The sequence below is a fragment of the Mycobacterium vicinigordonae genome (genome assembly GCF_013466425.1).
GTDB classification, from domain to species: Bacteria; Actinomycetota; Actinomycetes; order Mycobacteriales; family Mycobacteriaceae; genus Mycobacterium; species Mycobacterium vicinigordonae.
In genome coordinates this window covers 420,588-439,009 of the sequence record NZ_CP059165.1, presented here as the reverse complement: position 1 = coordinate 439,009, position 18,422 = coordinate 420,588, and the positions used below count along the sequence as shown (strand labels likewise).

Sequence of the window (18,422 nt, the reverse complement as noted above, 5' to 3'; positions counted from 1 at the left end):
GCCGGGTCACTTGTCGCTGCTAGCAGCCAGCCTCTCTCGCAGACTGATAGGTCGTATGTCGGGCCAGCTTTGTTCTACGTAATGCAGACACTCCGCGCGCGGGGCTTCCCCGTGCACGACCCGCCAGCCCGATGGCACATCGGCGAATGCAGGCCAGAGGCTGTGCTGTTCCTGTTCGTTGATCAGTACCAAAAAGCTGCCGTTGCCGTCATCAAAAGGATTGGTCACGAAATTTCTCCCCAATGCCCGCCCGAACAGGATGGAATACCGTTCGTTAACCATACGGGAGGTATACAGCACGGGGAACCTCGGTGTCGGAACTTTGCTGTTTCAGACCCGGTTACGACAATGATTTTCGAATGTGACCTTTCGTCGAGTTTGTAAATGCGCTGGCTGGGCAATGTTTTCGGCGGCGCGGCACGCTTCCTTCGATTGCGGTCGAGGGATTCGCTCGGACCGAACCCGGGGCACGGGACCGCAAATGCGCCAGAATGGTTGTCGGACAAGACTATTGACCTGGTCGCCACACCAGCGATGGCGGCGCCCCGTGGTGCGGCTATCGCGATCGAGATACCCAGGAGAGGGTGGCCAAGCCCACAATGAATTCATTCAACCGCTTCGGCATAGGCTTGAATAAGCACTTCAAACCGCCTCTCCATAAAATCGTGAACGGCTGCCACGGTGAAACGAATTCATCTAAGGAGAAAATGTTGCCGGTAAGGGCCCCAACCGGCGGCGTCTTGCCGCTAGTTAGTATCGAACAATGAGCGATTCCGCGCCAACCGCGCTGCCGCCCGGACCACGACTCCCCCTAATCGCCCAGTCTGCCCTAATGCTGCGTTATGGTTTGCGTTTCCTCACCGGATGCCAGCGACGCTACGGAGACGTGTTCACACTGCGTGAACCTCTCGCCGGAACAGTCGTCTATCTTGCGAATCCCGCCGACATCAAGACTGTGTTCGCCGGCGACCCACGGGTGTTTCACGCTGGCGAAGCACACTGGTACTTGAGCGGGGTACTCGGGGAAACCTCCATTTTCGTCATCGACGAGGACGAGCATCGAGACCGGCGTCGGCTCATGATGCCGGCGTTTCATCGCGACGCCGTCGCACGGCAGGCCGACCAGATGGCTCAGATCACCATCGAGAACCTGGCCGGCTGGCCGGTGGGCAAGAGTTTCCCGGTGGCCTCGAAGATGACCGAGATTACCCTCGAGGTGATCCTGCGCACCGTCATCGGCGCCACCGACCCGCAGCGGCTAGCGAAACTGCGCAGGGTGGTGCCGCGGCTGCTGTATTTGAGTGCTTGGGAGACCCCAGCGATCGCCAAACCGAGCTTGCAACGGCACGGTCCGTGGCGTGCGCTGGGTCGGCGATTCGAAGAAACGGACGCGCTGCTCTACGCCGAGATCGCCGACCGCCGCGCCGATCCTGATATCGCCGAGCGAACTGATGTGCTGGCCATGCTGATTCGCAGCACCGACGAGGACGGGCGCTCGATGGGCGACCCCGAGCTGCGCGACCAGCTGCTTACCCTGATCGCGGCCGGACACGAGACCACCGCATCGGCGATGTCGTGGGTATTGGAGCGACTGGTCCGGCACCCCTCCGTGCTGGCAAAGTCCGTGTGGGCGGCCGACGCCAGCGCGGCGGGCGATCCCGCCGGGGACGAGTACCTCGACGCAGTGATCAAAGAGACGCTGCGCGTACGCCCGATCATCTTCAGTTCCGGCCGCATCCTCAAGGAGCCGACCGAGGTGGGAGGCTACCTGCTGCCGGCAGGCGTGACGGTAAACCCAGGCATAGGGCTAGTACATGCACGCGCCGAACTGTATCCGGAACCGGACCGATTCGATCCAGACCGAATGTTGGGCGCCACCCTGAGCCCGACCACATGGCTACCGTTCGGGGGCGGAAATCGCCGCTGTCTGGGCGCGATCTTTGCCCAGGTGGAGATGCGGGTTGTGCTGCGTGAGATCCTGCGCCGCCTCGAATTGAACACCACCACTGAAGAAGACGAAAAGCAGAAGTCCAAACACGTCACGTTGGTACCCCACCTTGGCGCGCGCATCGAGATCCGGGCTGTAAGAGAAGTTTCTTCAGCGCCGCCGAGGCCGGTTCAGCCTCCGGGCTGTCCGGTCAACGCGAAGACCACGACGCCGTCGAGCGATAAGCGGCCCAGCTGATTTCGTGGTTCTGCGGATCAAGTCAGGCGTGGCGGCTAACGCTGGCAAATGTCTCGATCAGGTCGGCGGCGGCCGCGATGCTGTCGGCGGGTTTGGTCATCTGGGTGGCGAATTCGCGGGCCCGCGCGACATAGCGCGGATCGAGTACAGTGCGTAGGTCTGCCACCAAAGATTTCTCGGTTGTCGCCGAAAAACGCCGCGCGGCACCAACTTTCAAGTGTTTGACTCGCCTTCCCCACAGCGTCTGATCGAGGTCGGTGGAAAGGATCACCGTGGGCACCCCGGCGCGCAGACCGGTGGCGGTGGTACCCAGGCCCCCGTGGTGAACGACCGCGCGGCAAGCGGGAAAGGCGGCAGCATAATTCATCGTGCCGACGACCTTGACGTGATCGGCGGGCGGAATCTGGCTGAAGTCAGTCCCGGCGGCGCAGACCAACGCCCGCTCGCCCAACTCGGCACATGCCGCGCTGATCATGGCAAACGTGTTCGCCGCGGACTTGACCGGAAGGCTGCCGAAACCAAAGAAGATAGGCGGCGTTCCCGCGGCAATCCACGCGGCCACCTCCTCATCGGCCTCACCCGGCAACTCCATGGTCAGCGCCCCTACGAAGGGCCGTTGCCTCCCGAACTCCGACCACTCCCGCGCTAACTCCGGAAAGCAGGCACCGTCGTAGGCCTGAATCTCCAGCGATCCGCGCTCGGTGACCCGCCGCGGCGAGGGCTTGGTGGCTTTAGGGAGACCGAGTTCGTCGCGCTGAACACGCTCGACCTTCGCGGCCGCCCGCCAGGCCACCCATTCGGATACTTGCATCGCCGCTCGGCCCGCACGCGGTGGCAGGAACGGCACGAACTGGCCGTTGGCCCGCAACGGAAAAAGGTGCAGCGTGGCCAACGGAATGTCGTAGTACTCGGCGACGTTGCCGGCGGCGTCCTCGAAATTCACGCCGGTGAAAAGCAGATCGGCGCCGTCGGCCAGGGTGGTCAGGGTGGCGATGATGTCCTTCCAGCTCTGCAGGAAGGGTTGCACGGCTTCGCGCCGCAGCTTGATCAATTCCCGCACTTTCCAGAAGTTGCGGAAGAAGTGCGTCCAGAAATTGCGGTGCGCGTCCAGAACCGCCTGCAAATCCGGGCCGTAGGCGACAGCGGAGAGCCCGGCAGCCTCGACGAAACCGATCAGGTCGGGTGGGACAGCCATCCGCAACTCATGCCCGCGGCGCAGTAGTTCACGCGCGACGGCGACGCATGGCTCGATGTCGCCGCGCGTGCCGTAACTTGCCAGCGCGATTTTCATGGTTGTGTTGACCTGCCGATCAGGGACGTCCTGCGTGGCTGGACATTGGGCGTCAGCCAACGCGCTTGAGACGGACGAAATCTTCCAGACGGTCTGCGGCAGCGGCCACGCTTTGCGCCGGCGTGCTCATGCGGGTGGAGACATCGCGCGCTCGCGCTGCGTATTGCGGCTCTAGGATAGTGCGCAGATCGGCGACCAAGGATTTTTGCGTGGTGGCTGAAAAGCGCCGCGCGGTACCAACTTTCAGTTGCTTGACCCGAGCACCCCAAAGCGTCTGGTCGAGATCGGTCGCCAGAACCAGCGTGGGCACGCCCGCGCGCAAGCTGGCGGCCGTGGTGCCCGCACCACCGTGGTGTACGACTGCGCGGCAGGCGGGAAAGACGGTCGAGTAATTCATCGTGTCCACCACCTTGACGTTGTCGAATACGGGCACCCCAGTGAAGTCGCTCGCGCCCGCACACACCAACGCCCGCTCGCCCAACTCCGCACATGCCGCGCTGATCATGGCGAGCGTCTCACCGGCGGAATCGACTGGCATGCTGCCGAATCCGAAGCAGATCGGGGGGCTTCCGGCGGCTATCCACGACATGACTTCGTCATCAGAATCCGTGCGCAAATCCATGGTCAACGCGCCGACAAAGGGCCGTTGGCCGTCCCACTGCGCCCACTCGGCGGCTAACCCGGGAAAGCAGATGTCATCGAAGGCCTGGATCTCCAGCGATCCGCGCTTGGCGATGCGCCACGGCGAGGGCTCGGTGGCCTTCGGTAGGCCCAGTTCACGACGCTGCGGATCCTCCAGCCGTTTTAACATGGGCCAACCCAACCATTCGGACACTTTCATCAAGGAGCGCCCAAGCGGCGCTGGCAAGCCCGGAACGAGTTGACCGTTGGCGCGTATCGGCCACACATGCAGGGTGGCCAACGGCATGCCGTAATACTCAGCGACATTGCCGGCCGCCTCCTCGCCGAGCACACCGGTGAACAGCAGGTCGGCGCCCTGCGCCAGGGTTCGCAGCGTCGAACCGATGTCTTGCCAGCACTGTTTCAAGAATCGCCAGTCATCGCGCAACAGCTCCCGCAGCTCACCAACTCGCCAGAAGTTCTTCCAGAACTTGCGCAAGAAGCGTGCCCAGAAATCGCGGTTGATGTCTTGCCAGGTCCGCACATCCGGCCCGCAGGCAACGGCTTTGAGTCCCGCCTGCTCGGCGAAGCCGACCAGGTCCGGAGAGACCACCATCGCAACGTCGTGGCCACGGCGGGCTAACTCGCGACCGACGGCAACACCGGGCTCGACATCTCCGCGAGTCCCATAGAATGCCAGCACAAATTTCATCGTGGCGACCTCTTGCCTTTCACTTCCTGTGAATATGCTGCGAAATCAAAGCGAGAACTTCAGGGCCGCTCAACCGCCCGGCAGCATATTCCGACATCTCTGTTGCTATTGACTCGAATTCCAATGTTTGCGATCGAAGTGAGTTTTTAGTGCGCTGGTAATTTCATCACATAACCGACCTTGTCGGAAGCGCGAGTCGAGCCGGCTTCGTGCGGCGCGGGTGTCGATCCGTTGCGCGCGGCATTTCTTCAATGCCGTCGGAGGGGCCACCCCGGTAGGCCGGCACGTAGGGGCGACGATCCGGTTATGCGGCGCCGGTTCGCGGTGACTCGAGCCCGATCGATCATCTTCATGACCGACGGGCGAACGTGCGGGTTCATCTTGTCGAGATACTCAAAGATTGCGAATACGGGTCGGAAACTGCGTTCGCTGGCCTGGTAGGCCGCGAAAACATGATCGAGGACGGACTGATCCCAGGGCTCATCCCGCGCCGCCAAGAACAACTCTTCGTGTACCTGTGAAATCCAGTTCGCGCCCGCGAGATCCGCCACTGAGCCACAATCCCGCTGGCGATCCGGATTTGATTTGAGAGAGCGTTCGATTGCCGCCTCGTCTCCGGTGTCGAGTTCGACCCCGAGCGCCACCGAAATCCTTTCTAATTCTCTACGCCAGTCCTGCAGAAGGTTGGCATAGTCCACGAATACGCGCACCATTCCGCGCGTCTCAATCTCGGCCAGCAGATTTGCTTTCAGCCAAAGGGCACTCGAGAGTTCCGGCAAGGCGGCACCGCCAACGGCCACCGAAGTCACGACCTCGCTCGGGTGCCGCACGACGATGACGACGGCGACGTCGAATCCGGCGGCGGCCGCCGCCTCGGACCACAGTCCGAAGAGCTGCGAAACCCGCGGATCGTTGATGACCACGAAGGGCGCGTTACTGGCGCCGGCAAGAAACCCCTTCATCTCCGCGACGCAGGCCTCCCGCTCCTCTACGTCAAACGTGCTTTCGTCCTGAAGACGCAAGGTCGGGTCGACCCCGCTGCTGCCATGCCGGCGCAGGATCTTGTCGTTGATGATGCGGGGTGTGCGGAGCTGGCGACCGCCAGTCATATCGTCAGTTCGAGCGTCGCCCGGCATGGCGGGCAGGGCTGCCCCACAGCGGGCGAGGAGGCGCGCGACGGCAGCGGATCCGGAACGAGCCCCGCCCAGGACGAACAAGGCAACCGGGCGCGTCCGGCGTTCCGCGACGATGGCGCCTCGGCGGGGACACATAACGGCACAGTAGCCCACCGGTTGGTATTCGGGGCGAGCTGAAAATCACCGCATTCACCTCTCGCCAGTCCCGGATTTACGTCATAGCCCTCCGCCGAGTTACCGGTCCCGAAACAAAGGATGCTTGCTGTGACTTCAATGGCAAGCGGCACTGATGGCTGACGGACGGCAAGTAACAAAGTAGTGTCGCTGGCCGTGTGGGGTTCACTGTTGGGTCTGGCGTTTCTGTTCACGATTAATCCAGTGCTGCTCGCTGTCATCGTTTTGATGATCTCGCGACCACGGCCGGTGCAAAATTTGCTGGCCTACTGGCTGGGCAGCATGATCGTGAATATCGCCGGGATGGTTATTCCCCTTATTGTGCTGCGGTCGACACCCGCGTTTCCCTATCTGGGCGATCCGGCTTCGGCGGGCACGAGCGCCGGCGCGCGATACTTTCAGATAGGGATGGGCGTGCTTGCCCTGTCGATTGCCACGCTCATCACGGTGCGCTTGGTCGCCCACCAGCGGGCGCAGCTGGCGACATCCGATGGCAACTCATCGGTGCTGGTCATGGACGCCGATGAGTCGACGCAATTGTCATCGCCATTTGGCCGTGCACAAGATACCGCGAACGAGGGTGGGTCGGCGTTTCGGCGGCTAGTCGGCCGTCTACAAAACGCCTGGGATGACGGAGCGTTATGGGTCGCATTCGTATTCGGCCTCTGCGGGTTCCCGCCGCCAATTCTGGTGTTATTCGTCGACACGACCATCATGGGCTCAGGGGCTGCGTTCGGCGTGCAGGTCGTCGCTGCCGTTGCCTTTGTCTTCGGGATGTTTGCGGTTGTCGAAATTGCACTCGTCAGTTACCTGATCGTGCCGGACAAAACCCTCGCCGTGCTGCGGCCGCTGCACGACTGGGCGGCGGCCAACCGGCGCCAAGTCCTGATAGGTATTTTCTCATTGGTCGGATTCTTTCAGCTGGGTCACGGATTGGGACTCATCTGAGTGCTGCCGGCGAAGCTCAGCCGTCGTCGCGGCATCAATAATCTTGCCGCCGCGGCCATTTCGCGTCAGGCCCAAGGCCCCTTGCGTCGGTGCGCGATTGCTTTCACCTTGACCACCAGCTTCACCAGAGAAGGTCGGAAGAGCAGACGATTTAGCCGATGAAAACGGTGAAAATTTTGCAACGCAATCCGGAAGCCACGTTCCCCTGCCACATACGCCTCGAAGACCCCATCCAGCGAATCCTGCTCCCAGGATTCGTCGAGCGCTGCCGCGGACACCGCTTGGTGAACCACGGAGACCCAGTCGGTGCCGAACGGCTCCGCCACTGGGCCGCCGCCCTCTCGTTGACGCTGCCGGTGCAGACTCGGTTCGAGAAAACCCTCGATCGCCTCCGCGTCCCGCGAATCCAGGTCGAGCTGGAGCGCAGTTGAAATCCGCTTTACCTCCCGGCGCCAATTCTCAAGCAGACACGAGTAATCGACGAATACGCGTGGCATTGTCCGGGTGGTTCTCTCGGCCAGCAGGTTACCTTTCAACCACAACGCACTGGCGAGTTCCGGCGATGTTCGATTCAACGCTGCCAGTGACGCGGCGACCTCCTGCGGGTGGCGCACCGCGATCACTACAGCAACATTCAGTCCGGCCAGACGCGCTGCCTCGAACCACAATTCGGACAGTGCCGTGATATTCAGGTCCTTGAGCACCACCACCGGCGCCACCGGCAACGTCCTCAGGTACGCCTCGATCTCGGTGATGTACGCAGCCCTCTCGGCGGGCTCAAATGCGCCTTTCTCCTGCAAGCGCATCGTGGGGTCGAACCATTCCGAGCCGTGTCGCCTCAAGATCGTGTAATTGACCCGATGCGATTCGAAAGGCTCCCAGTAGCCACGCGGATTGCCTGCGTTGGCGCCCACAAGTCCGGTCGGCAGCGCAGCACCGCACAAGGAGAGAACCCGTGTTAGCGCTGACGTTCCCGACCGGTTCACACCCAATACGAACAGGACAGTCCGGTGGGTTTCCGGGCCGTTCTCCTTGGCAGTGGCTTTCAGCACCACTGCGCGCTCGGTGCAGATTTCAGCATTATTGCGATACCGGATATTGGGCCGATTCGCCACCTCAGCTCGCGGCGGAAAAAACCCGTCGCGGCGCACTTGGCAATAGTGCGTCTGTTATGGCTCATAGCGGCACTATATGTGGTGGTCACCCCTGCTAAGCCAGTGGGCGACTGCGCGGGATGGTAAATCAGGCCAGTTTCACAGGCTCTGCACCGGCCGGGTCGGCACGCCGTCGTGAGATTCGACGGCACGCACACCACCGAGGCCCACAACCACACGAATATCGGTTGCCCGGTGCCCGATAAAGAATCAGCCGCCGAACCGAGCCTGCCCGGCATAACGGCGCCTCTCGAAGACTACGATCCCTTGGTTGTAGCGGCAGCCACTGTTACAAACCCATCGCCCCCAGCATTGGAGGGGCTCGACGGCCCGAAAGGGGGCCCATGGCGACGAAGAACATGCATCGCCGATATGTCTCGACTACCTCATCCAAGACTCGGGCGACCCCCGCCCGATACGGGCGAATCAGATGAATTCATTCGTGCAGCATGACAATCCAGTAGGCCTGGGTCGCGGGAGGTCGGAGGGCCGCGATATTGCGGGCCTCGGCCACAGCAGAACCAATTCTCACCAGGACTTGCGGACCGAAGGCGTTCATAGTCTGCACAACGTGTTGGCGCGCGACACGACAGCGTTCTGTGCTCCACGATCGGCGGTCTGATGTTCGTCCCAAGGTTTGTCGCGAAATTTTCGCCCAGCGCCAGTCGCAACCGTAACCGCGTCCGAGCAAGGCTGCTGAAATCTCTAGGACAGGAGAACGCTTCGATCATCACGACGGTCGAAACGGAGCTGGATCCAGCGACGGCTGACACAGCCGAACGAGCACCGCGGGTTCACAGACTATCGCAACACCTGGGGCTGTATGAGTCGGAAATTGATCGCTCGAGACCGATACGATTACTCGAGATCGGCAGCTTCTACTGGGACTCTCAACAAGAATGGAAAGACTATCTTGACCCCGGCTCACTCGTCATCGGTATCGATTTTGACTCAAAATTCCTGAAGATTCTGGATGAGAGCGGCACGCGTGTCCGAATGGGTGGAGCTCGGGACATTTCATTCTTGCGGGACGTGGCTACAGAATTTGGGCCGTTCACCGCCATTATCGACGCCGACAGCCAGTCGAGCTCCCGTCTGGTGAATAATTTCCGGTGCCTTTTTCCGCACTCGCTGAGCCCGGATGGCGTCTATCTGATTGAAGACGTTTATTGCGACTTCTGGACACTCTACAACAGTTTTTCGTTTATCGACATGGCCCGAGCTTTGATCGACGTCTTGCGTGGTCACTACCAATTCGCGCGCGACACTACTGAATTCGGCACAGGTCATTTAGTCATCGCGCGTTACGCTGCTGGGAGACGGCCGCAACGCCTGACGTCCTGATGATGCGGGCCGCACTGCTCGCCCCGTACGGCGATGTCTGCTGGAAGGACGGCACAGCCGCATACCGCAGTGGCGGACCACTGAAACCCGTGAAATGTCAGTCATCGCACTAGCGTGAACCTCCGCAACATCGGCAAACGTTCAACCCCTGCAGCACAATGCAACTCCGGCCGCACCAAACTTCAGGTTCTTGCGTAGACACAATTGCCATAGGTTAGAGTTAGCCGCATGGCAGGCGATACCACCGTGATTTGCCCGTCGAAGGCTATGGCGGCGGGGCCTTTTGGACGGTTGTAGGCAGCTAGTGAAAATCACTGCCGGAAGACAGTGTCCGAGCCCCTACCAAGGACTTCCTGATATCCAAGAGCGGCTCACAATCGACGGTGAGCTCAGGAATACCAGCCAGTCATGCGGAGCTCGCGCGGCGTGATTCACAGGTACTGCGTCACCCATGCGATGCCACTCCTACCTGAGGGTTGGTATGGGCAGTGGATCGCACTCGGGGATTTCGACCAGGACTCTGAATTTCATGTAAAGCAGCTGGATCGATTCTGGCACGAAGCCAGACCAATTGCATTCGGTGCCGCTGGAACACATGTGTTGCCGATAGTCATTGAAAAATTCTCGGCCGACGCAGACCTCATTGAGGTCTCTTCGTACCGTAAGAGAGTCCTGCCGGTGCGGTTAGGAACTGAGTCAAGGATTTATCCGACCATGCGCGAGCTCCGCCTTGGGGACACGACGGCAACAGCGGACTTGGCAGCATTCACCCCCGTCGACAACCTCGAGTTTTTGGTGGCCCAGCCCCTCCACATCAAGAAGACGGTAGTTGGCCACTACGGCTTGGTTCATCACCGCAGAGACATTCTCGACTACGCATCCCTGGCGATAGAAACTGGCGTGCTCGACGCGGATTCCGCGGCGGAGTTCTTGGCGGCAGAACATTTTATTCCCTGTGGAATTGAATTGGGCATATACCCGAAATCATGGCTCAAACGCACGTGGTCCAAAATCGAGCTGGTCGGCAGGCAATTTCTCATCCGACATGGCGATCGCGTCAAGAAGTACAACCGGTACCAGGTAAGAGCCGTTGGCTTCCTCGGAGAGCGGCTCGGATCCTATCTACTCATCCGCCATCTCAAGGAGAAGTACGCGAACGAAATTCCGGGTGGTGTGTTTGGGTACATGACCACGGTGGTGACCGATGACTCGGGTTACTCTGCGGGATTGTCGGAGCGGTCGAGAAGCCGGCTTGGCCGGGGGTCGAGTATATGAAAGCCGTGTTGTTGGCCGGCGGCATAGGTGCCCGGCTCAGCGAGGAGACCGTCATCCGGCCCAAACCGATGGTAGAAATCGGTGGGCGGCCGATCTTGTGGCATATCATGAAACTCTATTCCCACCACGGCATCGATGAATTCATCGTCTGTTGCGGCTATAAGGGCTACGTCATCAAGGAATACTTCGCCAACTATTTCCTGCACATGTCGGACGTAACGTTCGATATGTCCGCGAACACCATGGAAGTGCATCGGCACCATGCGGAGCCGTGGCGGGTGACCTTGGTTGATACCGGGGAAGACACCCTCACCGGCGGGCGCCTCAAGCGGGTCGCGAATTTCATCCAGAATGATGAGGCCTTCTGCTTCACATACGGCGACGGGCTCAGCGATCTGGACATCTCCGCAAGCATCGACTTCCACCGTCAGCATGGGCGTCATGCCACGGTTGCAGGTGTGCGACCGCCGGGGCGTTACGGCGCCATCGAGTGCGACGGCGGCCGGGTCACGCGTTTTGTCGAAAAGCCACCGGGCGACGGTGGTCTCATCAACGGTGGATTTTTCGTTCTGTCTCCAGCGGTACTCGATCACATCGACGGCGACCAAACCGCGTGGGAAGGTTCCCCCCTGGCTCGCCTGGCCGCTGAGGGGCAGATGATGGCATTCGAGCATTCCGGATTCTGGCAGGCCATGGACACGCTGCGGGACAAGAACATTCTCGAAGAACTGTGGGCCAGCGGCAAAGCGCCGTGGAAATGCTGGCACTGAACCGGCGACCGCGGGTGCCGAGGACCGGCACCATGTCGACGGCAAAAATACCCGCGGGCTGCGAACCTGTTGATGCGGCACGGGCGCGGGGCGCGGCGTGAGAATCCTGAATACGCCGCTGGCCGATATAAAAGTGGTGCAGTTAGTACCGCACCGCGATGCTCGCGGCACATTTGTCAGGCAATTCTGCGCCCAGGAACTGCAGTCCCTATTGGGTGGCCGCGCAATCACCCAGATCAACCAATCCAAAACGTACGCTGCGGGAACCGTGCGCGGCTTGCACTTCCAACGGCCGCCGCACGCAGAAATGAAGATGGTCCGCTGCACGCGTGGCCGGGTCTGGGACGTGGCGGTGGACCTGCGCTGCGGCTCGCCGACGTTCCTGAGATGGCACGCAGAGGAATTGGCCGAAGACGATAATCAAATGCTGGTGATCCCAGAGGGGTTTGCCCACGGCTTCCAGGCGTTAGCAGCCGACAGCGAATTGCAGTACCTCGTCACCACGCCCTACCATCCGCCCGCCGAAGGGGGGCTGCGGCATGACGATCCGCGTCTGGCCATCCCCTGGCCCTTGCCGCCGCGGAATGTCTCGCCTCGGGACCAGATCCATCCACTGCTCGATGCCGAGTTCAGCGGTGTCGCGGTCTAAGTCGCTGCGTGCGGTGTTTTGAATCGCATATAAAAAACACACATATTACTCATATATTTCCGGGCGCGAAGCCTGCGTCACTTTAGCCGGCGATTAAGGTTGTATCAGACGTAATCGTGGTGCACGTGAATTGCATGCTACGATCGGGGCCCATGGCCACTACCCTTCGAGACCGTTTTCGCACGGCAAATATCTTTCAGGCCGGCAGCAAAGCAGTCGAGACGGGAATGAATGCGTTCTTGCGTCGGGTGGCGCCGAATGCATATATTCAGGATGGTCTAATCAGCGTACATTCGCACACCTTCATGCAGGATCCGAAATTCATTGCCGCGTACAACCGCGGCGTTGAGGCGATTGGCGGTGTCGATACCTATCGGTGGCACTGGCGTGTCCATGTGGGTCTGTGGGTGGCGGCGGTTGCGCTGCAACACGACGGGGACTTTGTCGAGTGCGGTGTAAACAGAGGCTTTCTGAGCAGCGCGATCATGGAATACTTTGACTGGAATTCAATGGATCGTGATTTTTATCTACTGGACACTTTCACCGGCCTGGACGAGCGATTCATATCCGACCGTGAACGCGAATCCGGCGCACTGCAAAAGAGCGAAGACAATCTGCAAAGCGGCTTCTATGTCACGGGATCCGATTCCGTTCGCGCTAATTTCGCTCAATGGCCGCGTGCACGAATTATCGAGGGCGTCGTTCCCGACACGCTGAGTGAGATATCGACACCCCAAATTGCTTATCTGCACCTGGACATGAACTGCGCAGCACCTGAGATTGCCGCACTGGAACACCTGTGGGAGCGCCTTTCTCCGGGCTCTCCTGTGCTGCTCGACGACTATGCGTATCTGGGTTACGAGGAACAAAAGCACGCGATGGACGGGTTCGCGCTGGCCCGCGGTTTGGCGGTGTGTTCGATGCCGACGGGCCAGGGCTTGCTTATCAAGCCAGTTCCCAAGCCGGCGACCAATACCAAGTCCTGAGAGCCAGCCTTTATTCGAACGCGTTGGTCGAGCAATTGTTTGACCTTCGGCGGAGAAAGACCGCCGAGGCAGTCGATGCCGACGATAGCCGGTGATAACATCGTGACCCACCGTCCCCGGAAACAGGCATGCCTCTCCCGGATCGGCGCAGGAGCGCACTCGCCTCAATTTTTCTTGAGAAATTCGCTACACCCGTAGGAGGCACTGGCACGTGGCGAAACCAGCTCGGACACCGCACCAGCAGAGCGTGGTCGAGAATGTCAGAGCACTGGCTGACGATCGAGAACTCGCCCACCTGACATCCGAATGGATCAGTCGCAGCGCCACCCACCTGTATTCCTACAACTTTGAGTGGCTCGGCCGGCCAATCATTCAATACCCGCAAGACATGGTCTACCTGCAGGAACTGATTTGGGAGATCAAGCCGAATGTAATCGTCGAGACGGGAATCGCGCACGGCGGATCATTGATACTCAGCGCTTCCATGCTCGCACTGCTCGACATGTGTGATGCCATCGTCAACGATACGCCCATCAATGTTCACACTCCCAAGCGGCGTGTAATCGGCGTTGATATCGATATTCGCTCGCACAACCGAACCGCGATAGAAGCCCATCCGCTTTTTCGTTATATAACTATGATTGAAGGATCGAGTCTGGATCCGGAAATAATTCAGCAGGTGCGCCATGCCGCACAAAATCGTGGCGCTACGCTGGTTCTGCTCGACAGCAATCACACCCACGAGCATGTGCTGGCTGAATTGTCGGCCTACGCTACCCTGGTAACGCCAAATAGCTACTGCGTGGTATTCGACACCATCATCGAGGACTTACCGGCAGACATGTTTCCCGATCGGCCGTGGAGTCGTGGAAACAACCCGAAGACGGCGGTCTGGGAATTTTTGAAAACGCATTCGGAGTTTGAAATCGACCACGAAATCACACGCAAGTTGCAGATAACCGCGGCACCAGATGGATACCTGCGCCGACTATCGTCGGACCAGCAGCGCAGACCATCCTGATTCCGGGCGCGAACACCTCACCCGGTGCGGACAATCTGACGGGTGAAAGGGGGTTCTCCGAACATTCCTGAACAGCGTTTGGCAGAATCCCCGCAATGAGCGCCCTTCGCCTTTCTGGTCATGGGGAAAGAGCGCTTCGGCCGAACGAACTGGCGCACGCCGCGGTGATCGGGGCCCTCTCCGCGGTAATCGTCATCATCGCTGTAGTCATCCCTTTCACGCAGTCGCTAGGGGTATTGGGCGTCGTTCTGCCAGGGCTGCTGGCATTCCGCCACCGGCTCCGCGTGGTGGTCGCCGCGACCGTGGCGGCCGCCGTGATCACATTTTTGATCACCGGGCTGGGCGGTGTTCTTGCGATCCTGAATTGCGCCGCGGTCGGCGGACTGACCGGATTCGTCAAACGCAAGGGCCGCGGCACACCCACACTGCTTTTCCTGTCGTCGATCGTCGGTGTGATCGTCGCCGCCGGGTGGGTCGGCATCTTTGCGGTGTCGACCCGACTGCGGCAATTGGTGTTCCGGGTTATCACCGCCACGACGGAAGGCGTTGCCGCATTCCTGACTCGCGTACACCTCGATGGTGCCGCGAATGCGTTACCGCGGTACCTGGCCGTGGGATTGCACTACTGGCCGCTGCTACTACTCGGCTACCTCGTTCTGGCGTTCGTATTTTCGTGTTTTGTGGCGTGGTCCGTGCTGTCCAGGTTGTTGGAGCGGATTCGCGACATCATTCCGGTGGTGTACCAACTGGATGCGCCGGATATCTCGCCAGCCGTCGCCGACAGCGACGCCGACGACGCGGCGATCGCGCCGGTTCCAGTGCAGCTAAATAGCGTTCGGTTTCGCTATCCGGGTACCGAGGAAGACGCACTGCACGAGATCAGCCTGGACCTCCGGGCCGGCGAACATGTCGCGATCACCGGCGGCAACGGCTCCGGGAAGACCACTTTGACGCTGATCTTGGCCGGGCGGACGCCGACGTCGGGCGCGGTGCACCGCCGGGGCCTGGTGGGTCTGGGTCAGTTGGGCGGCACCGCCCTCATCCAGCAGCACGCGCAAAGTCAGGTCCTGGGTAGCCGGGTCATCGACGACGTGGTGTGGGGGCTGCCCCCGGGTCTCGACGTCGACATACCCCGATTACTCAAGGAGGTCGGGCTCGAGGGGCTCACCGAGCACGAGACCGGAAGCTTGTCCGGCGGGGAATTGCAGCGCCTTGCGCTGGCGGCGGCGCTGGCCCGCGAGCCGGCGCTGCTGATCGCCGACGAGGTCACCGCGATGATCGACCACGCTGGTCGGGACGCACTGCTGGACGTCCTGTCGGGCCTCACCAAGCGACACCGGACTGCCTTGGTGCACATTACCCATGATGATGCCGCGGCCGCCCAGGCCGACCGGGTAATTCGTCTCGGCGATCCAGCGGCTGACACCGCTGTGATTAGGCCCCTGCGGACGCGCACGCCCGCGATTGATGCCAAGTCGAGCCTGCCGGTCATCGAACTGACGGGGGTCGGTCACGAGTACGGCAGCGGTACGCCCTGGGCCAAGACCGCGCTTCGCGATGTCAATCTGACGCTAGCGCAGGGAGATGGGGTGTTGATCCAGGGCGGCAACGGCTCGGGTAAGTCGACACTCGCGTGGATCATGGCCGGGTTGACGGTCCCGACCACGGGCACCTGCCTCATCGACGGCGAACCTACCTACGAGCATGTCGGCGCGGTGGCGCTGTCGTTTCAGGCGGCCCGGCTGCAGCTGATGCGGAGCCATGTCGGCTCGGAAGTTGCTTCGGCAGCAGGCTTTTCGGCCCAAGACGAAGAACGGGTCGCCGTAGCGCTGGAATCTGTCGGGCTGAGCTCCACGCTGGCCAAGCGGCGCATCGACGAGCTCAGTGGGGGACAAATGCGCCGGGTGGTGCTCGCTGGGCTGCTGGCGTGTTCGCCGCGTGCGCTGATACTCGACGAGCCGCTGGCTGGCTTGGACGCCGAGAGTCAGTGCAGTCTCGTTCAGTTGCTGGCGGAGCTGCGCCAGGATCGCGGCCTGATCGTGGTGGCGATCTCGCACAGCTCCGTCGGGTTGGCGGAGGCTTGCGGCCGCATCCTGCGCCTGCAGGACGGCGTACTGACCACCGTGTCGACTCCCGCAGGACGTGCGTCATGACCTCGAATGCGCGTAGCTCGAACCGTCGCTCGTCTCGCCGAGTCATGCTGCTTGCTCCGGTGCCCGGAACCTCCCGCATTCACGAACTGTGGGCGGGCACCAAACTGCTTGTCGTGCTGGGTTTCTCGGTGCTGCTGTGGTTCTTCCCGGGATGGGTAACGATCGTACTGGGTTGGGCACTGGTGCTGACCGCGGCTCGGATCGCCCATATTCCACGCGGCGCGCTACCGTCCTGGCCGCGTCGGTTGTGGATCCTTTTCGCACTTGGCTTCACCTTTGCTTCGCTGTCCGGCGGAAGTCCGGTGATCTCGGTGGGCGGTGTCGAAATTGGCCTTGGCGGTGCATCGCATTACGTTCGGGCGGTCGCTCTGGCCGTCTGCCTGTTCGGGCTTGCGGCCATGCTGTCCTGGACAACCAACGTTGCCGAAGTCGTGCCCGCGTTGACCACGTTGGCGCGCCCGCTCAAGCTGCTACGGCTGCCGATCGAGGAATGGGCAGTCACCGTAGCGCTCGGGTTGCGCGCCTTCCCGATGCTGATCGAGGAGTTTCAGGTGCTTTACGCAGCCCATCGGCTGCGTACCCGGCAATTGCAGCCGGACGGTCGGGCCGGGCGCCGGCAGCAGGCTCGAGATGTCATCGACCTCATCGCGGCGGCCGTGGCGATGACTCTTCGACGCGCCGATGAGATGGGCAACGCCATCACCGCGCGCGGCGGCACCGGTCAGCTGTCGGCCGCTCCGGCGCGCCCCGGGCTCGCCGACTGGGTGACCCTTGGCGTCGCGGCCGCGGCCGGAGGTCTCGCCGTGGCGGCCGAGACCCTACTGCACCACTAGCAGCGCAGGGCTCCTTCACCGCGTGCGGCTGGCGACCGCAACCGTCGGGCCCAATCCTCGACCGGACCGGAACTCCACCTCGATCGCCGGGTCTGCGTGGTACGCCAGCGCGCGAAGCGCCGATGGGCTGTAGGCGCGCAACGAACTGATGAAGCCGTCGTGCTGCAACGGCAGCAGTACCGCGCCCGGCAGTGCCAGCGCCAGCAACGCAACGTGCAAGATCGCGGGTGGCCTGGGCAGGTCGACGATCAACAACTTCTTTGCCGCCCTGGTTCCTGCCGCAAAGACTCGGGAGGCTTGTTCGGGCGGCAAGTGGTGTAGCGACAACGCAAACACGGCGAGGTCGTAATCGCCCTCCTGGGCGTCGATCTCAGTGGCGTCCATCTGCCGGACGGTGGCACGCGGGTTGGCGCCGAGATCGCCGGCGGCAACGGTGGCAACGAACGCGGGATCGATGTCGGTGATCGTCACCTGCACACTGGGGTGTTTCTCCAGCAGCTTGCGCGACAGTCCACCCAACCCCGCTCCGAGCTCGAGAATCCTCGGCGACTCAATTCCCGCGACTTCGCGCATTGCCAAGCGGGCACATTTCTCGTGCACCCCAATCCACCGGCGTCCGCCGGCGCGGTCAAGTGCGCGCACGACCTTGTCCTTGCGGTCGTCGACGTCATCGCGGTCTAGATATTCCAGCCGGTCAGTCTGCAACCGGCGGTCCAGCCACGAGGCGTTCGGTCCGCCCCGGGGCATGCTCGCGACGTCGTGGATTCTGCTGTCCATGCAAGCAATGATGAATCATCGCACCGGCGGACAGCCTAAACACCTCCGGTATCGGCAGCGGTTGTTGCTTGAACAGTTCGGGACGGAATTTGAATTCAATCTTCCCGGCCGGAGTGAAACCCTTTGCAGTTCAGAATGATTCGAGATTTCCTCATAGAATCGCGTCCGGTTGCGTTGTTATCCAAGCCGAATGGGGCATCGGGCACCTCGCGTTCGACACCGCAAAATCGCACCCGAAAACAATCGGTGTGGGTGCCGCGCAGACGAATAAAGCGGCGCTCACTGCAACCCATCCGACTTCTACCATTCTTCAACGGGAGCGGTTAGGCTCCCGTCTGGTCAGTTGATTCGACGCCGGCGGAATGACCCGTTCATTAATCCGCATCGTCCGAA

At 61.3% G+C, this 18,422-nt stretch carries 16 protein-coding genes; 10 read left to right on the top strand and 6 right to left on the bottom strand.

What is annotated here, in order from left to right; all coding sequences use genetic code 11:
* Window positions 1-6: 6 nt before the first annotated feature.
* Entirely contained in the window at window positions 7-282 is a 276-nt protein-coding gene (locus H0P51_RS02020; RefSeq protein ID WP_180916407.1) for an MbtH family protein, read from the bottom strand.
* 481 nt (window positions 283-763) lie between these two features.
* Here H0P51_RS02020 and H0P51_RS02015 point away from each other — a divergent pair, with 481 nt between their 5' ends.
* Window positions 764-2,185 carry a cytochrome P450 gene (locus H0P51_RS02015; protein ID WP_180916406.1) on the top strand — a complete coding sequence of 474 codons (1,422 nt, stop codon included), beginning with the start codon at window positions 764-766 and terminating at the stop codon, window positions 2,183-2,185.
* A gap of 22 nt (window positions 2,186-2,207) precedes the next feature.
* Here H0P51_RS02015 and H0P51_RS02010 read toward each other — a convergent pair whose 3' ends face one another.
* From H0P51_RS02010 to H0P51_RS02000, 3 genes are all read right to left on the bottom strand, one after another.
* Entirely contained in the window at window positions 2,208-3,476 is a 1,269-nt protein-coding gene (locus tag H0P51_RS02010; protein ID WP_180916405.1) for a glycosyltransferase, read from the bottom strand.
* Window positions 3,477-3,528: 52 nt separating this feature from the next.
* Entirely contained in the window at window positions 3,529-4,809 is a 1,281-nt protein-coding gene (locus H0P51_RS02005; RefSeq protein WP_180916404.1) for a glycosyltransferase, read from the bottom strand.
* A gap of 248 nt (window positions 4,810-5,057) precedes the next feature.
* Window positions 5,058-6,026, bottom strand: a complete 969-nt coding sequence (locus tag H0P51_RS02000; RefSeq protein WP_180916403.1) for a sulfotransferase family protein — start codon at window positions 6,024-6,026, stop codon at window positions 5,058-5,060.
* Between the two features lie 237 nt (window positions 6,027-6,263).
* On the opposite strand from H0P51_RS02000, the gene H0P51_RS01995 reads away from it, so the two are divergent.
* Window positions 6,264-7,067 (top strand): GAP family protein, encoded by an 804-nt coding sequence (locus tag H0P51_RS01995; RefSeq protein WP_246398327.1) that lies wholly within the window; start codon window positions 6,264-6,266, stop codon window positions 7,065-7,067.
* A gap of 65 nt (window positions 7,068-7,132) precedes the next feature.
* Here H0P51_RS01995 and H0P51_RS01990 read toward each other — a convergent pair whose 3' ends face one another.
* Window positions 7,133-8,116 carry a sulfotransferase family protein gene (locus H0P51_RS01990; RefSeq protein WP_425489004.1) on the bottom strand — a complete coding sequence of 328 codons (984 nt, stop codon included), beginning with the start codon at window positions 8,114-8,116 and terminating at the stop codon, window positions 7,133-7,135.
* Window positions 8,117-8,842: 726 nt separating this feature from the next.
* Here H0P51_RS01990 and H0P51_RS01985 point away from each other — a divergent pair.
* The 8 genes from H0P51_RS01985 (at window position 8,843) to H0P51_RS01950 (ending at window position 17,252) form a co-directional block, all read left to right on the top strand.
* Window positions 8,843-9,565 carry a hypothetical protein gene (locus H0P51_RS01985; protein WP_180916402.1) on the top strand — a complete coding sequence of 241 codons (723 nt, stop codon included), beginning with the start codon at window positions 8,843-8,845 and terminating at the stop codon, window positions 9,563-9,565.
* Window positions 9,566-9,991: 426 nt separating this feature from the next.
* Entirely contained in the window at window positions 9,992-10,840 is an 849-nt protein-coding gene (locus tag H0P51_RS01980; RefSeq protein ID WP_180916401.1) for a hypothetical protein, read from the top strand.
* Window positions 10,837-11,610 carry a glucose-1-phosphate cytidylyltransferase gene (rfbF, locus tag H0P51_RS01975; protein WP_180916400.1) on the top strand — a complete coding sequence of 258 codons (774 nt, stop codon included), beginning with the start codon at window positions 10,837-10,839 and terminating at the stop codon, window positions 11,608-11,610. Before H0P51_RS01980 ends, rfbF begins: the two co-directional genes overlap by 4 nt.
* A gap of 97 nt (window positions 11,611-11,707) precedes the next feature.
* Window positions 11,708-12,259, top strand: a complete 552-nt coding sequence (locus tag H0P51_RS01970; protein WP_180916399.1) for a dTDP-4-dehydrorhamnose 3,5-epimerase family protein — start codon at window positions 11,708-11,710, stop codon at window positions 12,257-12,259.
* A 152-nt stretch (window positions 12,260-12,411) separates the two neighbouring features.
* A complete protein-coding gene (locus H0P51_RS01965; protein WP_246398325.1) occupies window positions 12,412-13,245 on the top strand; it encodes a TylF/MycF/NovP-related O-methyltransferase in 834 nt (277 codons plus the stop codon).
* Window positions 13,246-13,456: 211 nt separating this feature from the next.
* Window positions 13,457-14,266 (top strand): cephalosporin hydroxylase family protein, encoded by an 810-nt coding sequence (locus H0P51_RS01960; RefSeq protein WP_246398323.1) that lies wholly within the window; start codon window positions 13,457-13,459, stop codon window positions 14,264-14,266.
* 95 nt (window positions 14,267-14,361) lie between these two features.
* Complete coding sequence (locus H0P51_RS01955) at window positions 14,362-16,419, top strand: ATP-binding cassette domain-containing protein (protein ID WP_180916398.1); 2,058 nt, start codon at window positions 14,362-14,364, stop codon at window positions 16,417-16,419.
* Window positions 16,416-17,252 carry a CbiQ family ECF transporter T component gene (locus H0P51_RS01950; protein WP_180916397.1) on the top strand — a complete coding sequence of 279 codons (837 nt, stop codon included), beginning with the start codon at window positions 16,416-16,418 and terminating at the stop codon, window positions 17,250-17,252. The genes H0P51_RS01955 and H0P51_RS01950 overlap by 4 nt, the downstream gene beginning before the upstream one ends.
* A 15-nt stretch (window positions 17,253-17,267) precedes the next feature.
* On the opposite strand, the gene H0P51_RS01945 is transcribed toward H0P51_RS01950, so the two are convergent.
* Complete coding sequence (locus H0P51_RS01945; RefSeq protein WP_180916396.1) at window positions 17,268-18,029, bottom strand: class I SAM-dependent methyltransferase; 762 nt, start codon at window positions 18,027-18,029, stop codon at window positions 17,268-17,270.
* Between the last annotated feature and the right edge of the window lie 393 nt (window positions 18,030-18,422).

Bases quoted from the DNA above. Each gene is read 5' to 3' on its own strand.
- H0P51_RS02020 (WP_180916407.1), bottom strand. From the start codon at position 282: ATGGTTAACGAACGGTATTCCATCCTGTTCGGGCGGGCATTGGGGAGA.
- H0P51_RS02015 (WP_180916406.1), top strand. From the start codon at position 764: ATGAGCGATTCCGCGCCAACCGCGCTGCCGCCCGGACCACGACTCCCC.
- H0P51_RS02010 (WP_180916405.1), bottom strand. From the start codon at position 3,476: ATGAAAATCGCGCTGGCAAGTTACGGCACGCGCGGCGACATCGAGCCA.
- H0P51_RS02005 (WP_180916404.1), bottom strand. From the start codon at position 4,809: ATGAAATTTGTGCTGGCATTCTATGGGACTCGCGGAGATGTCGAGCCC.
- H0P51_RS01985 (WP_180916402.1), top strand. From the start codon at position 8,843: ATGTTCGTCCCAAGGTTTGTCGCGAAATTTTCGCCCAGCGCCAGTCGC.
- rfbF (WP_180916400.1), top strand. From the start codon at position 10,837: ATGAAAGCCGTGTTGTTGGCCGGCGGCATAGGTGCCCGGCTCAGCGAG.
- H0P51_RS01965 (WP_246398325.1), top strand. From the start codon at position 12,412: ATGGCCACTACCCTTCGAGACCGTTTTCGCACGGCAAATATCTTTCAG.
- H0P51_RS01955 (WP_180916398.1), top strand. From the start codon at position 14,362: ATGAGCGCCCTTCGCCTTTCTGGTCATGGGGAAAGAGCGCTTCGGCCG.
- H0P51_RS01950 (WP_180916397.1), top strand. From the start codon at position 16,416: ATGACCTCGAATGCGCGTAGCTCGAACCGTCGCTCGTCTCGCCGAGTC.
- H0P51_RS01945 (WP_180916396.1), bottom strand. From the start codon at position 18,029: ATGGACAGCAGAATCCACGACGTCGCGAGCATGCCCCGGGGCGGACCG.